Annotated in this window: 15 protein-coding genes and 1 pseudogene; 4 read left to right on the plus strand and 12 right to left on the minus strand. The window is 65.5% G+C overall.

Annotated elements, in window-relative coordinates; translation table 11 throughout:
- Positions 1 to 18: 18 nt before the first annotated feature.
- From QQY24_RS11010 to QQY24_RS11020, 3 genes are read right to left on the minus strand one after another with little or no spacing between them, the layout of a single operon-like run.
- On the minus strand, positions 19 to 3,111 hold the full coding sequence (locus QQY24_RS11010; protein WP_301972494.1) for a type I restriction endonuclease subunit R: 3,093 nt from the start codon (positions 3,109 to 3,111) through the stop codon (positions 19 to 21).
- On the minus strand, positions 3,108 to 4,331 hold the full coding sequence (locus QQY24_RS11015) for a restriction endonuclease subunit S (protein ID WP_301976208.1): 1,224 nt from the start codon (positions 4,329 to 4,331) through the stop codon (positions 3,108 to 3,110). The genes QQY24_RS11010 and QQY24_RS11015 overlap by 4 nt, the downstream gene beginning before the upstream one ends.
- A gap of 2 nt (positions 4,332 to 4,333) precedes the next feature.
- Entirely contained in the window at positions 4,334 to 6,769 is a 2,436-nt protein-coding gene (locus tag QQY24_RS11020; RefSeq protein ID WP_301972495.1) for a class I SAM-dependent DNA methyltransferase, read from the minus strand.
- 359 nt (positions 6,770 to 7,128) lie between these two features.
- Here QQY24_RS11020 and QQY24_RS11025 point away from each other — a divergent pair, with 359 nt between their 5' ends.
- Both QQY24_RS11025 and QQY24_RS11030 read left to right on the plus strand, forming a co-directional pair.
- Positions 7,129 to 7,503, plus strand: coding sequence for a hypothetical protein (locus QQY24_RS11025; protein WP_301972496.1), 375 nt, complete (start codon positions 7,129 to 7,131; stop codon positions 7,501 to 7,503).
- A gap of 243 nt (positions 7,504 to 7,746) precedes the next feature.
- Positions 7,747 to 8,019, plus strand: coding sequence for a hypothetical protein (locus QQY24_RS11030; protein ID WP_301972497.1), 273 nt, complete (start codon positions 7,747 to 7,749; stop codon positions 8,017 to 8,019).
- Here the strand turns inward: QQY24_RS11030 and QQY24_RS11035 are convergent.
- From QQY24_RS11035 to ychF, 7 genes are all read right to left on the minus strand, one after another.
- Positions 8,012 to 8,302, minus strand: coding sequence for a hypothetical protein (locus QQY24_RS11035; protein WP_301972498.1), 291 nt, complete (start codon positions 8,300 to 8,302; stop codon positions 8,012 to 8,014). The genes QQY24_RS11030 and QQY24_RS11035 overlap by 8 nt on opposite strands.
- Before the next feature lie 118 nt (positions 8,303 to 8,420).
- Positions 8,421 to 8,642, minus strand: coding sequence for a hypothetical protein (locus tag QQY24_RS11040; RefSeq protein WP_248777562.1), 222 nt, complete (start codon positions 8,640 to 8,642; stop codon positions 8,421 to 8,423).
- Positions 8,642 to 8,845, minus strand: coding sequence for a hypothetical protein (locus QQY24_RS11045; protein WP_030145785.1), 204 nt, complete (start codon positions 8,843 to 8,845; stop codon positions 8,642 to 8,644). Before QQY24_RS11045 ends, QQY24_RS11040 begins: the two co-directional genes overlap by 1 nt.
- Before the next feature lie 61 nt (positions 8,846 to 8,906).
- Positions 8,907 to 9,737 carry a helix-turn-helix transcriptional regulator gene (locus QQY24_RS11050; RefSeq protein ID WP_301972500.1) on the minus strand — a complete coding sequence of 277 codons (831 nt, stop codon included), beginning with the start codon at positions 9,735 to 9,737 and terminating at the stop codon, positions 8,907 to 8,909.
- Positions 9,734 to 10,279, minus strand: a complete 546-nt coding sequence (locus tag QQY24_RS11055; protein ID WP_129811119.1) for a DUF6879 family protein — start codon at positions 10,277 to 10,279, stop codon at positions 9,734 to 9,736. The genes QQY24_RS11050 and QQY24_RS11055 overlap by 4 nt, the downstream gene beginning before the upstream one ends.
- Positions 10,263 to 10,454, minus strand: coding sequence for a hypothetical protein (locus tag QQY24_RS11060; protein ID WP_030145782.1), 192 nt, complete (start codon positions 10,452 to 10,454; stop codon positions 10,263 to 10,265). Before QQY24_RS11060 ends, QQY24_RS11055 begins: the two co-directional genes overlap by 17 nt.
- 328 nt (positions 10,455 to 10,782) lie before the next feature.
- Positions 10,783 to 11,871 (minus strand): redox-regulated ATPase YchF, encoded by a 1,089-nt coding sequence (ychF, locus tag QQY24_RS11065; RefSeq protein WP_301972501.1) that lies wholly within the window; start codon positions 11,869 to 11,871, stop codon positions 10,783 to 10,785.
- 182 nt (positions 11,872 to 12,053) lie between these two features.
- On the opposite strand from ychF, the gene QQY24_RS11070 reads away from it, so the two are divergent.
- On the plus strand, positions 12,054 to 12,596 hold the full coding sequence (locus QQY24_RS11070) for a DUF6542 domain-containing protein (protein ID WP_301972502.1): 543 nt from the start codon (positions 12,054 to 12,056) through the stop codon (positions 12,594 to 12,596).
- A gap of 80 nt (positions 12,597 to 12,676) precedes the next feature.
- A pseudogene (locus QQY24_RS11075) lies at positions 12,677 to 13,150 on the plus strand (transposase family protein); the annotation flags it as partial.
- Positions 13,151 to 13,212: 62 nt separating this feature from the next.
- On the opposite strand, the gene QQY24_RS11080 reads toward QQY24_RS11075, so the two are convergent.
- Both QQY24_RS11080 and QQY24_RS11085 read right to left on the minus strand, forming a co-directional pair.
- Complete coding sequence (locus QQY24_RS11080) at positions 13,213 to 14,127, minus strand: NADP-dependent oxidoreductase (RefSeq protein ID WP_301972503.1); 915 nt, start codon at positions 14,125 to 14,127, stop codon at positions 13,213 to 13,215.
- Entirely contained in the window at positions 14,124 to 14,585 is a 462-nt protein-coding gene (locus tag QQY24_RS11085) for a cupin domain-containing protein (protein WP_301972504.1), read from the minus strand. The genes QQY24_RS11080 and QQY24_RS11085 overlap by 4 nt, the downstream gene beginning before the upstream one ends.
- Positions 14,586 to 14,595 lie beyond the last annotated feature (10 nt).

A 14,595-nucleotide genomic window follows, 5' to 3' on the forward strand; every position in this document is an offset into this window, starting at 1 on the left:
CGGACCGCGAGATGGGCGCTAGTGGTACTCATGCCTTGCCTTCACCAGTTCAAGGAGCTCATCAAGCCGGTCGAAATCGTCAGGCAGCGCTCGCTTCAGCGCGTTCCGAACCTTCCGCTCCCTTAACGGGTTACCCACCCATGCATGCGGCTTGGAGTGAAGCACTGCGGTGTCGACCTCGACAGCCAGTCGCTCATCAGGGAGGAAGAAGTCGACCAGAGCCCGCTTCGCCCCGTTATTGGCCCAGGCGGGATACTTGTGCGGGTCGTCGGACTCTCCTCTGCCGAGTTGCGCGGCAGTCTCCAGCAGTTTGGCGAGGTAGTCCTGGTACTCGATCGCTCCTCGGCGCCGCTCTTCGATTATGGCGTCGAGCAGCTCCGACATCTTGTCGAAGTACTTCGGGTTCGTCGCATGCTCTTCGATAATCAGCTTGCGCATGTTGTTGGCGACCGTCTCGGCGACGGCCTCAGGGCTGTTCCTGATTCCCTTTGGCAGCTTGTCGAGGGCCCCGCCGCCCAGTTCGACGATGAGTTGAACGAGGCCGGTGTCCTCGAAGTCGGACACAGTCTCGGACGCGTCCGCCTGGATGTAAGTGTCCAGCAGGAACCGCATTCCGGCCTCGTACTGCTTGAAGTCGACGTCCTCACCGGCTCCGAGCTTCACCTCGTCGCGGACATCCGTGTAGTGCCGGATTTCAGCACGGATTTCCTCGGCCTCCTGGCTGGTGTATCCGGCGGCCTCCATGTCGTTGGCCAGGTTAGCGAAAGCCCGCGTAACCGCGGCAACGGCCTTGTAGAGCTCGACACGCTTGGGCTCGTTGGCTTTGAGCTGCTCGGCGTTGCCGGGATCAGCCGCACAGAAGTACTGCTGGTACTGGAGCGTGTTCCGGGGCTGCGCAACCACCTCGCAGAGCGCGCGGATTCGTTCCAGCGCTTCGTCGAGAGCCTCTCGCCCCTTCTCGATCCGGTCAGTCAGCAGGCCCTCAATGTCCTGTGGTTCGTACCCGTCGAGTGCCCCGGACGTGTAGTCGGTGATGGCGTCCTGTAGGGAGTTGAACAGGTCGCGGTAGTCGACGATGCAGCCGAACTCCTTGTCGTCTCCGTCGAGTCGGTTGACCCGGCAGATCGCCTGGAACAGGCCGTGATCGCTCATCTTCTTGTCGATGTAGAGGTACGTGGCGCTTGGCGCATCGAACCCGGTCAGGAGCTTGTCGACCACGATGAGCAGGCGCATCCGACCGGGCTCCTCGACAAACTGCCGCTTGACCTCTTTCTCGAACTGGTCGACCTTCGTCATGGCGGCGTCTTCGGGCTCGCCAAAGTGGTCGGCAAGCATCCTTCGATAGATGTCGTACTGACGCAGTTTCTCCGTCTGGCCTGCGCCGGAGTCCTCCTTGGAAATATCTCCTGGACTCGGGGCGTAGCTGGTGACGATGGCGCACTTCCCTCGGAAGCCCGCGTTGCAGAACAGCTCGTAGAACTTGCATGCCTGGTAGATGCTCTCGCCCACGAGCATGGCGTTACCGCGCCCGTCCATCAGGCGGGGCTTGGTCTCCATGTCGAGCAGGATGTCCTGCACGATCTGCTTCGCCCGGGGTTCGGAGGAGACGACCTTCTGCATCGTGCCCCAGCGCTTCTTCAACTCCGCCTTGGACAGATCGGTCATGCCGCGGGTCTTGGCCTCGAACCACTTGTCCACCTGCGCCGGCGATGTCAGGTGCTGGTCGATGGAGCGGGCCTCGTAGCAAAGGTCGAGCACGACGCCGTCCTCGACGGCCTCGTCGAACTTGTAGGTGTGGATAAACGACCCAAACTTCTCCATGCTGGTGGCCTTGTCCGCCTTGAGCAGCGGCGTCCCCGTGAACCCGATGAACATGGCGCCCGGCAACAGGTCCTTCATCGCGTCGTGCATCATGCCGGACTGGGTGCGGTGGGCCTCGTCGACGAAGACGAAGAGGTTGCCCTTGGCCTTGAAGCCCTTAGGGATCCTGGCCTTGAGCTCCTTGATGAACTCGTTGTCGGCCTTCGATCCGTCCTTACCATCCGCCGAGCTACCGAACTTGTGCACGAGGGAGCAGATGAGCCACTCGGCAGACTTGTTCAGAGTGTCCAGGAGGTCCACGCCACTACTGGTGCGATAGATCTGCTCGTTGACGCCGTTGAAGACCTTCTCGATCTGCTCGTCCAGCTCGGTGCGATCGGTGATCAGCAGGACTCGGGAGTCGTTTTGGTGCTCCCGGATCCACTTCGCCAGCCACACCATCGTGAGCGATTTCCCCGACCCCTGGGTGTGCCAGATGATGCCGCCCTCACGACGGCCAATACGTTCCTGCGCAGCCTTGACGCCGAAGTATTGGTTGTGACGGCACGCCTTACGGACACCGGAGTCGAAGACGGTGAAGTCATGGATCAGTTCAAGCAGCCGCTCCTTATCGCACATCTGAAGCAGAGCCCGGTCCAGCGGCTCCTCAACGTCGGAGGGCTCCTTCCACTGCAACCAGTACTTCTCAGGCGTATCGATGACGCCGTAGCGCAGGCCCTCCACGTCGTTGCCGGCGAGCACGAGCTGGACGGTGGAAAAGAACGACCGGATGAATTCAGGCTTCTGATTCCCGATGGTCTGTCGGATGCCCTCGCTCACGGCGACCCGGGAGCGCTTGAGTTCCAAGGTCACCAGAGCTAAGCCGTTGACGTAGAGCACGATATCGGGCCGCTTCGTCTGCTTCCCAACAATCGTCACCTCCTCCACGACGACGAAGTCATTGGTCTGCGGGTCGTTCCAGTCGATGAGCCAGACCGTCTCATACTGCTCGCCAGCGCCCGGCTTGACCTTCACCCCGTAACGCAGCAGCTCGTAGACATCACGGTTGGCCTCATACAGGTTGCGCCCACCACCGAGCGCCGCGGCCTTCTTTAGCCGCTCGATCGCTTTGCCGACGAGGACGCCGTCGTAACCGCGGGCGCGCAAGTTCGCATCCAGCAGCTCCACCTCAATGTGCGAGTTGCCGTCTCGGCACTCCCAACTGCCCTGGTAGCGATAATCCAACCGCTTCTCGAACAGTCGCACGACCCGGTTCTGCGCCTCACGCTCGACCTGTCCGACGTCGCTCATTCGCCATCCTCCCCCTGGACGAGCAGGCGCTTCCTTCCCGTGAGGAGCTCCTGCATCATTCCCCGCTTCACATCCTGCGCAACGCGGAGCCTCCGCTCCAGCTTCGCGATCTCCAGCTCCGAGTCCCGGAGCACACAGCTGATACGTCGCTGCTCTTCGATGTGTGGAACAGACACTTCAATGCGAGAGAATTCCGGCCAGCGCAAGCTGCCCCGGCGGTCCACAGAAGCGTTCGTGGCCCGCGAGAACTTCTGCCGATAAGTATCGAGCTTCAGCATGCGCTGCAGGAAGTAGCTGTCGACACCGGAGCCGGGTTCCATGACCACGTAGATAGGACTCACAAGCGCCCGGTCTTCAAGTTCCTGAACTCCGATCGACCCCTCCTCGACATGATTGGCAGGGTACCCGATATCACCTCGATAGATAACCCGATAACCCCTGAGATCGCGACTGAAGACCTGGTTCTTGAAGTAGTCCAGGGAACGCATGAAACCCATGCTCTTTGTGCACGTCAGAACGGTCAGATTCTCGGACAAAGAGTTGAACTCAGAACGAGGGCGAAGGAGTTCCGAGAGGTTGCGACGACTCCACGCTTGCGTGAATCCGGGCAGGCGCATCCGACCGGTCAGGAGCTGCTGCATGAGCCCCTGCTTGATCGCCTGCTTCTTTGCAATCATGCGCTCCAGCGCAGCAATGAGCCCGTCGGCATCGCGAAGCATCCGAGCGATCAGTTGCTGTTCTTCGATCGCTGGCAGCGGCACCTTCAGCTGTCGAAAATACTCGACTCCGATGGTTTTGATCGTGCTCCCGTTCGAGATCCGCTCGAACTCGGCCTTCATGGACTCGAGGTAGTAGTAGAGGAACCAGTTATTGAGGCGAGGGCCGCAATGCCACGCCATAAAGTGCTGACTGACAGCCATGTCGGCCCCAAGTACGGCAACCTTCCCGATTCCGGCATCCCGCAGAAGAACAACCGAACCTGCGGGATGCACCACTGCCGACGAGTTGGCCAGTCCCGCGTGCGTAATACTCTCGGCCGTTGCCGAAATCAGCCCTCGATCCAGCCTGGAGGCATCCTTGAGCGAAACCCAAGGAATGTCGCCGTTCCAGTAGGTCGCACGCTTCTTGTTCGGGGTGTGTCCGCTGCCTCTCGCGGCGACACGGTCAAGGGCCACCCGCTTCCAGGGGATGCCCTGCTCCCCGCCGTCCCCGCCCGTCATCGTCACGGCTTGACCCCCAGGTCGGCGAGATGCCCTGCAACCTTCGCCTCGAGCTTCCCCAGCGCGATACCGAGAGCATCGATGGGTTCTGCGTAGCGTTCCCCAAGCTCCCTGATACGGCTCACCAGAGCGAGCGTCAGCGCCTCGGCTTCGGAGGCCACTCGCGCCGTGATCACGGCGCGCCACTTATCGTCCATGACGAGTGTCCGCACGTCGCTCTCGGTGAGCTCGCCGTACTTCTTCAGTGTTGCGAGATGAAGCGCCGCCTCTGCCTCCTTGGCGGTCCTCTTACTTACGGCCTCCGCGTTGTACAGCTTGATCAGATGCGCCAGCGCCGCCACCTCGTCAGCGTCAGCGCCTTCGTGTCGCGCCTTCTTCAGGCGCTCCGAGGCGAGGGCCTTGTTGATCTTGTCGTCTGCCATTGCGTCCGCCAGCAGCCCGCCCTCGACGGCATGCTCCTCGACGTAGTCCTGGACCGCGCGGCTGGCATCCTCCGCCAACATGACGAGCTCATCGACCTTGGCCTGTTCCGCCGCGAAGTAGCGCGAGACGACCAGGGCCGGCGGAATGAGGTCCAGCTTGTACTTGGTAGCGCTGCGACCCGAGCCCACCACGAGGTCGGGGGACTCCGAGAGCCTGCGGTTCTTGTCCACCGCGATCTTGCGCGGCTTGGCGGCAGCGAGCCAACCATCGTTCATGATCATGAAGACGTCGTCATGCACGACGTCGTGCCAGTACGTCATGAGCTGTTCGTAGACGTTGTACTCGTCCACCAGCGGCACCGGCTTGAAGCGGGCAAGCAGGTCATCGCCGAGGGCGGCGATGAGGTCGTTGGGCTGCGTGTCGGCGTCGATCTTCTCGAGACGCTCACGATGGAAATCGAACCACTCGGTGGTGAGATCGCGAGCCTCGTCGGTGAACTTCTGAAATTCGGGCGAGTCGAGGATCGCCTGCTGAACCTGGCTGACGTCGATGGTCAGGTCGCTGTAGCCGGGACGGTTCGGCCGGAACAGCTGGGCGCGCAGCTGCGGGAAGATGTCCCAGTAACCGCCGATCGCGTCGAGGTCGCGGTCGGGGATGCCGCCGTGCAGGTGGGCGTTGAGGTCTTGAAGGTCCTCGGGTTCGGAGGAGTCGATGTAACGGGAGATGCTGAGGTTGTAGTCGTTCTTCGAGTCCGCGATCTCCGACAGGGGGACCATGCGCGAGTAGCGGTCGATCCCGGTCTGCCGCGTGAAGACGTCGACGATCTTGTGGATGTCCTGGCTGCGCAGCCGGTTCTTCGGGCCGTCCTTCATGAAGCCCCTGGAAGCGTCAATCATGAACACGCCGGTCCGGCCGACGGCGTTCTCCTTATCCAGGACGATGATGCAGGCGGGGATGCCGGTTCCGTAGAAGAGGTTCACGGGAAGGCCGATGATGCCCTTGATGAACCCCTGGTTGAGCAGACGCCGACGAATGTCCGCCTCGGCGTGCCCCCGGAAGAGCACACCGTGCGGGAGGATGACCGCTGCCTTCCCCTTGCTCTTGAGCGACTTGAGGATGTGCAGCAGGAAGGCGTAGTCGCCGTTCTTCTCCGGCGGTCGGCCGTACTCGAAGCGGCCGTATTCGTGCTCCAGCCCGTTGCTCCAGGACTTGATCGAGAACGGCGGGTTGGCCACGGCGAAGTCGAAGGTCTTCAGCGTCTGGCCGTCGGTGAACTGCGGGCTCGTGATCGTGTCACCCTTGAGGATGTCGGCGTCCGCGTTCCCGTGCAGGATCATGTTCATCTTGGACAGCGCCCACGTGGCGTTGTCTTTCTCTTGGCCGTAGATCGTGATGCCGCGCGGCGCCTCAGCAGCGACCTTAAGGAGCAGCGAGCCGGAGCCACAGGTCGGGTCGTAAACCGTCTGATCCTGGCGGGTCTCCTTCGTGATGCCGACCACCTTGGCCAGAACACGGGATACCTCGGCGGGGGTGTAGAACTGGCCCTTGCTCTTGCCGGACTCCGTGGCGAAATGGCGCATCAGGTACTCGTAAGCGTCACCGAGGAGGTCGTCGCCCTCGGCACGGGAGCCTCGGAAGTCAAGGTCGCTGAAGATCGTGACGAGCTTGGAGAGGCGGTCCTGCATCTCCTTGCCCTTGCCGAGCTTCTCCTCGTCATTGAAGTCGGCGAGGTCGATTACGTTCCGCAGATCGTTCGCCTCGGCGAGCCGACTGATGATCTTATTGAAGCGGTCGCCGATCTCCTTGTCGCCCTTGGCGGCCACCATGTCGTCGAAGGAGCCGCCGGACGGGACGTCGATGAGACTGTCGGGGTCGGCCTTGGCCTTGTCGGAGACGTACTTCACGAAGAGCAGCGTGAGGATGTAGTCCTTGTACTGGCCGGCGTCCATCCCGCCGCGCAGCTCGTCGCAGCTCTTCCAGAGCGAGCTGTAGAGGTCTGTCTTCTTGAGGGCCAAGGCTCTTCTTCCCGATATGTCATGGCGGTCGCGCGGGCCGCCAACCCTGATGCCTGCGGCGTGACGCACGTCGCGCAGCCGTTTCCAGCCGTCGATGCGAGTTCCACGCAAGCGGCAGCCGAGTCCACGCGGGAAGCGTAGTAGAGAAAGCGGCAGAGCTGCCCTCTATGGGAAGAGAGGCACCTCGCGGCCGACGCCGTCCGGCGGGCGGGCCACAGAGCGAGGACGGCAATCCGCTGCGGCGGCCAGAGGATGCACCTTCGCGAAGACTCGAAGACGTACGAGCGCCACGGAACCTGATCGGGCGATGTCGGGTGATTGCCTGACAGGCGAGGGACGGGTCCGGTAGATCTGTGCCCGTGACTGACTCCACGCCCAGCGACCCCATCCCCGATGACGGCGAGCCCACCTCTTTCGCCAAGGCGAAGGGCTGGGTCAGCAAGCACAAGCCGAAGATCCTCGCCGTGGCCGGCACGGTCGGCAGCGCGGCTCTGGCCGTCGCCGTCCTGGCCGCTAGGCATGCCGAGGAACAGAACATCGCCGAGGAGTCCCTGGACACCGGGTCGGCCGCCGACTCTGCAGAGAAGAAGGAGCAGCGGAACCCGCCCACCAAGCACAACGTTGCCCCGCACAAGAGACGGCTCGCAGACGGCCGCGAGATCGACGTGTCGGGTTACGAGCGGGGCGGCTCCTCGGAAGACGAGGACGAGGACCCCGGTGAAGTCGCGGCCTGAGCGCTTCTCATTCCTGTGCAGTGCCGACGGATGCCCTGCAGAACGGTTGGATCGGCGCTGACCTGCGGCTTCTATCGCCGCCGGAGGGAGCGCCACAGCTGCCCCGTCGCCCCTGGAACCGTGGCAGAACCCGAGCTGCTAAGACGCGGCGGCCGACGACGGGCCCCTTCGGGGGTCGTACCCCCACCCCCGCTCGCACCTCTGGCTCTTCACGCCGCCCGCCACCGTCCGTACGATCCGCGCATGATCAAGCTGTGGTGGGCCCTGGTGGCCGAGCACGTGGACGAGTGGACCGGGGACGACGCCGCGCAGGGCGCGGCCGTACTCGAAGCCAGGGTGGGGGCCTCGGTCGAGGCGAGCGGCATGAAGCCGGAGGCCGTGCAGCATTGGCGTACGGACTTCCTGACCCCCGTGGTCACGTCGCTGCGCACGGAAGGCGCGGCAGCACTCGCCAGGGGAGAAACATGGAGCCGGGCGGCCGGGCCGTTCCTGGCCTGCGCATCCCCGCTCAGCTGAACACAGCCCGTTTCGTGAGCCAGGAAGGCTGATCGGCTCGCCGAGTGGCGCGGAGCCTTGGAGCCGCGATGAAGCTCAGGGCTCCAGCTGTGCGCCTTGAGGAGCGTTCCTCCTTCTCCCGGAGCATCGCCTGGTAGGCCGCCTCCACCTGTTCCGTCGGGAAGCCGAACCTGTTGAGCACCCACCAGACATCCTCGGCCGTCCAATCCGGGGCATTGGCCAGCTGTTGTTCGATCCACTCCTCCTTGGTCATCGTCTTCTTCGGCTCGGAACGCTTCGCCATAGGTTTCGTCCTGTTCGATCTCATACGGAGGCCCGTGTCTGTGTCGCGTGCTGGGGGCCGTCGGCGTCGCCTCCAGCGCGTCTGACGGCAACTGAAGCAGGGGACGCTCGGGTCGCCGTCACCCCGCCCGCACCACCAGAGCGAACGACGTGCACACCCGCCTGAATCCCTCGTGGCCGGTGCGTCCCGTGTGCCCCATGCACTCGATGTCCACGGCCGCCCCGTCCTCGGAAGGCGTCGCCGACCAGTCGCAGCGGAGGCACTCGGCCTCGAACGTCACGTCGGTGTCTGGGTGCTGGGTGATCCGATGCGTGACGTACCGCAGCACAGCGCGGGGCATCACTCGCCCCCGTGCGCGTCCCGCAGGTGGGCGCGCAGGGTCACGTTCATGTCGGACACCTTGGAGTAGTCCCAGACCGACCCGGCGTTGGCCCGTTGTACCGCGAGGCCGAGGCAGTCCCGGCAGCCCGGGACGGGTTCTGGCCGTGCCGGCGGTAGGGAAGAAGCCACCGGCTCCGGCAGCGTCGACGGTTCTCCGTGCATCTCGTATGCCTCCCCGCATCTCGTCGAGAAGGCCATGGTCAGCCGGTCCTAGGGGCCGAAGCTAGGGCGTTTCCCGTTCGTGCAAGAACGCGTCCCGGATGCCCTCGACTAGGTCGCGCATTGCGTCCCCGGCAAGGGACACGGAGGCGAAGCGGTCGAACTTCTCGACGTACAGGGAGACGTCCCGTGGGTCGGTGACGACCACCTCGGCGTGTGTCGTCTCGACCGTCACCACACGGTCGTCCCGGATGACGAAGGAGTGACCGGGCACGTCGCGCTGCGGCGCGTCGAGGGGGGCCACGCGCACGTCCACGTTCGGCAGGCGGGACACCGACACGATGCGGTCCAGCTGGCCCGCCATCATCGCGGGCGGAAGGAGACGCCAGCGCAGGACGGGTTCCGTAACCACGAAGTGCAGGGCTTTGCTGGTGTCGTACAGGACGCGTTGCCGCTCGATCCGGGCGGAGACCGTACGGGAGAGCTGTTCGTCTGTGAGGCCCTTCGGCTCCAACACTGCCCGGATGTATTCGGGCGTCTGGAGCAGACCGGGAACCAGGGACGGCTGGAAGAGGCGCAGGAGCGTCATCGAGGACTCCAACGCCCTGATCTGCTGCTGCTTCTTGTGGTAGCCCATGCGCCGAAAGAGGCGCCATGCGGTTGCCTCTGTGGCCTGTGCGCGGGCTGCAGCGAGGTACTCGGCCTTGATCTCCGGGGACACGTCCAAAGCCGTGAGGATGCGTTCCACGTCCGCCGTCGCCGGGGCGACACGGCCGTTCTCGATCTTCGACAGCTTGGCGGTCGACATGACTGCGCTGCGGGCGACGACCTTGGCCTCCTTGCCGGACGCCTGCCGCAGCGCCCGCAGCGCGGCACCGAGTTCTGCCTGATTCACGCTGCTCCGTGCTTCCCCCACCACTCGGTGAAGGGCACCGACATGGCCAGGGCGACGCTTCGATACGTCGCGTACTCGGACTCCTCGCCCGTGGGCAACGCCCCCGGTGCCGGGACGAACGTCGGCCCGGTGAACGCGCCGTTCTCGTCGTAGTTGAGCACCACAGGCTCGCGGCCGTCGAAGAGCCAGAAATCGGGCACACCCTCCAGCGGATTCGGGCGGTCGGTCGTGTCGAGGATGTGGAACTCCTCACCCGCCGTCATGTTCGTCTGGTAACCCCAGCTCAGCTCGTAGCGGAGGTACGGCGTGAGCGGGCGGGACAGGACGTGGACGCGCACCATGCGCTTGCCGCTCTCCGTCGCCTTTCGCACGGTCTCCAGCCAGTCTGCGTTGTAGTCGGCGGGCTTGGTCTCCCCCGCGAGGAAGGCACGGAAGGCGGCAGGGTTGCCCGAGTTGCTGTAGTCGTCGAGAGTCTCCAGCCGGAACGCCTCCTCCTGGAAGGTGGAAAAGCGGGCAGCCAGGTCGTTAGATGCGCTGATCACGGATTGCCTTCCGGATGAGGTCCATCGGGATTTCCACCAGGGATTCGCCCTCCGGCACGTCGAGACCGTGTCCCGTCGGCACGCCTCCCTGCACGATCAGGGTTCCCTTGTCGGTCGCATACAGGGTGGGACAGTCCCCGTTCTCACAGGTGGTGGCCAGCTTCGTCAGCCTCATACGGTGCCCCCTCGTTCCCGCGCTCCGGTGTCCCGTTCATCGTTTCCAGCTGGCGGCCTGCACAACAAGAGGTTCGGGTTTCCAGAACGGGAAACCGGTCCGCCGTCGCTTCGTCCGGGTCAATCCCTTCGGCTGTCCTCCCCTCTCCCACCGGAGCCCCAGGTCGCTTCTGAGAGTCGCCGCCAGGGTCAGCACCAAGTCAGCACAAGACCCAGAAACAGCCTGAATCCGCAGGAGAAAACAGGAAGGGGCCAGACCCGATGATCTGGCCCCTGACCTGGGGATTCATGCCCTGATCAGCCGCGTTAGCCGATCAAGGAATCAGGCACTACACGTTGAACCGGAACTCCACCACGTCGCCGTCCTGCATGACGTAGTCCTTGCCCTCCATGCGGGCCTTGCCCTTGGCGCGGGCCTCGGCGACCGAGCCGGCCTCGACCAGGTCGTCGAAGGAGATGACCTCGGCCTTGATGAAGCCCTTCTGGAAGTCGGTGTGGATGACACCGGCCGCCTCCGGGGCCGTGGCGCCCTTCTTGATGGTCCAGGCGCGGGACTCCTTGGGGCCGGCGGTGAGGTAGGTCTGCAGGCCGAGGGTGTTGAAGCCGACCCGGGCCAGGGTCGCGAGGCCGGGCTCGTCCTGGCCGACGGACTGCAGCAGCTCCAGCGCCTCCTCCTCGTCCAGCTCGGCGAGGTCGGCCTCCAGCTTGGCGTTCAGGAAGATCGCCTCGGCGGGGGCGACCAGGGCGCGCTGCTCGTTCTTGAATTCCTCGTCCACCAGCTCGTCCTCGTCGACGTTGAAGACGTAGAGGAACGGCTTGGTGGTGAGCAGGTGCAGGTCGTGCAGCGGCTCGGCGCGCTCGCTGCCCTGGACGATGCCGTGTGCGAAGAGGGTGTCGCCCTTCTCCAGGATCTCCTTGGCCTCCTCGACCGCCTTGACCTTGGGCGCCACGTCCTTCTTGATCCGCGACTCCTTCTGCAGGCGCGGCAGGACCTTCTCGACGGTCTGGAGGTCGGCGAGGATCAGCTCGGTGTTGATCGTCTCGATGTCGTCCTTCGGCGAGACCTTGCCGTCGACGTGCACGACGTTCTCGTCCTTGAAGGCGCGGATCACCTGGCAGATCGCGTCGGACTCGCGGATGTTCGCGAGGAACTTGTTGCCCAGGCCCTCACCCTCGGAGGCGCCGCGCACGATGCCCGCGATGTCCACGAAGTCGACCGTGGCCGGAAGGATGCGCTCCGACTTGAAGATCGACGCCAGCCTGGCGAGGCGGCCGTCGGGGACGCCGACCACGCCGACGTTCGGCTCGATCGTGGCGAACGGGTAGTTGGCCGCCAGCACGTCGTTCTTGGTCAGGGCGTTGAAAAGGGTCGACTTGCCGACATTCGGCAGGCCGACGATTCCGATCGTGAGCGACACGTTGCGACTTCCCGTAGATGAGTGGGCCAGGGGCTGCCAGGGGCCAGGGAGACACTGGCCGATCCACCAGTCTACGGCGTCCGCGGCCGCGGGCCCGCGGGAGCACGGCAGGCTCGGCCAAGCTCTCCGCCCCGGCGTGTCCCAGGGCCGATTGAACACATAAACAGACCTAAGTTGGTCGGATGGAGCAACGCAGGACGCGACCCTCTCACCACGGACCGCGACGCGGCACGCCGCCCGCGTCGCTGCCGCCGCAGGCACGGCGCCGGACGGCGGCCGAGCGCGGGCCCGCGCCGGGCGCCGGGGGCTCCGCGCGGGCGGTGCGGCTCTCCCGGCCGGTGCCGCCGCTGCCGGGCCTCCGGCTCACCGGGCTCGGCGGAAGCCTGTTCTGCGTGGCGCTGATGGTCCTGCTCGGTTGGCTGGACCACGTGCTGTTCGGGGCGTCCGCGGCGGTGTACGGGGTGCTGTTCCTGCCGGTGTGCCTGCTGACCGCGCTGTGGGTGCGCGACGGCGACGTGCTGACCGCACCGGTGGCCGTGCCGATCGCCTTCGCCGCGGGCCTGTTCCCCGTCGCCGACACCGGGGGCGGGCTGCTCGGGCGGTTGATGGCGCTGTTCACGGGCCTGGCCACGCAGGCGGGATGGCTGTACGCGGGCACGCTGGCCACCGGTGCGATCGTCCTGGTGCGCCGGGTGCGGTGGGTGCGGCGGCGGCGCGGCGCCTGAGCCGGTGACGCCCGGCCCGGAGCCGGCCCGTACCGGCGCCGGGCTCGCGGGGTCCGGCCTGATCCGAACGACAGACCCTAAAGATCGACCAGGTCGCCATCGTCGACGGAACCCTGGTCCCCACTCGTGACCACCGGCTGGCCGCACCCGGCAAGAACTACCGCTACTCCGCCAATGTGCAGGTGGCCATCGACGCCGACACCCGCCTGGTCATCGCCACCGGCGACCCGCAACCGGGCAACCGCAACGACCGCACCGTCTACCGCACCTGCGGCATCGACCAGAAACCGCCCGGGCGTCCGGTGATGGCTGACGGCGGCTACCAGGGCAACCTCGACGTGATCATGCCCTACCGTAAACCCGCCGACGGGACACTGACCGACTGGCAGGAAGATCTCAACGCCATCCACCGCAAGGTCAGCGCCCGCGTCGAACACGCGCCGGCGCGGATGAAGTGCTGGAAAATCCTGCGGGACTACCGACGCGCGGCCAGCACCCTGGCGGACACCGCCTGGGGCACCGCCCACCTGCACGACCTCGCCCTCACGGGCTGACCGCGAGTCGGTCGGTGGTCACTACCAAGAGCAGCCACGAGACACCCTTAGCTCGGCCCGGCTCAGCTTCCGGCCATGACGATGACCAGTTTGCCGCCCTTCGGGCGCTGCTCGCGCTCCAGCTCCGTCAGGGCGGGAATCGCCTCGGTCAACGGGACCGTACGGGCGATGGGCAGGCGCAGGGTCCGGGCCACCTCCTCCAGGTCGGCGGTCACCGGCCGGCCCATCATCGCCCGGAACGGGCCGGGCAGTGCGCTTCTGATCATTTTGGCCGGGGTTGGGACGATGTCGACGATGGTTCCGCCGGGCTTCAGCAGCGTTCGGGCCGCGGCGAAGGGAAGCATGCCGGGCGTGTCGAAGACGAGATCGAACCGTCCCGCGAGGGCGGCCGGGTCGAAGCCGAAACCCACTACCGGCTCGACGCCGAGCTCGTGGGCCTCGTCGGCCGCAGGGTTGCGGCAGCTGCCGGCGACCGAGGCTCCCCGCGCCCGGGCGAACTGGACGGCGGCCCGGCCCACCCCGCCCAGGCATCCGTTGACGAAGACCGCCTGCCCGGGCCGGATTTCCGCCGTGGCCTGGTAGGCGGTCACGCCCACGGTCGGCAGCGCGGCGGCCTGCTCGTACGAAAGGTCCACCGGTTTGAGCACGACCGCCTTCTCCGGGGCCGTCACCATCTCGGCGAACGCCCCCGCCTGCCGGAACCGAGCGTGGCCGAGTACCGCGTCGCCGGCCTTCAGGCGGGTGACGCCGGCGCCGACCGCCTCGACGACTCCGGCGAAGTCGTGCCCCATCGCCCGGGGAAAGGAGCGGCCGGTCATCAGCTTCATTTCGCCGTTGCGCATCTTCCAGTCCAGCGCGTTGGAAGCCGCCGCCCGGACGCGGACGAGAACCTCGTCCGGACCCGGGCGTGGTGGCTCGAACTCAGCGAGCCGCATCACCTCCGGGCCGCCGTAGCGGTCGTATTGAAGGCGCTTCACGAGGCGTACTCGTTCGAGATCTCGGTGGCGTAGTTCTTCCAGAGCGGTTGCATGGTCTCGGCGTTGACCGGCTGCCCGGAATCGATCATGGCCTTGAAGTCGCGGAAGTACTGCACATACAGGTCCGGCGTGAAGGTGTTCAGCATGACCGCGTTCTCGTCGCCGACGTTGGCGAACGTGTGCGGCGCCCCGGTCGGCACGATGACCCAGGTGCCCGGCCCGGCGTCGTATTGGTCCTCGCCGACGGTGAACCGGAAAGTTCCCGCCAGCACGTAGAAGCCCTCGTCATGCTGGGCGTGGCGATGCTGCAACGGGCTCGGGGTGCCCGGCGGAATGGTGACCTCGGCGAACCCCAGCCGGTGGTCGGTGTGCTCACCGTTCTCCAGGATGCGGATCTGCTGCGCCCTGCTGCCGAGGATCTCGCCCTCACCGGGGCGGACGATGTTTACCTTCGCCACGACTTCTCCT

Source organism: Streptomyces sp. TG1A-8 (assembly GCF_030499535.1).
In the GTDB taxonomy this organism is placed as follows: domain Bacteria; phylum Actinomycetota; class Actinomycetes; order Streptomycetales; family Streptomycetaceae; genus Streptomyces.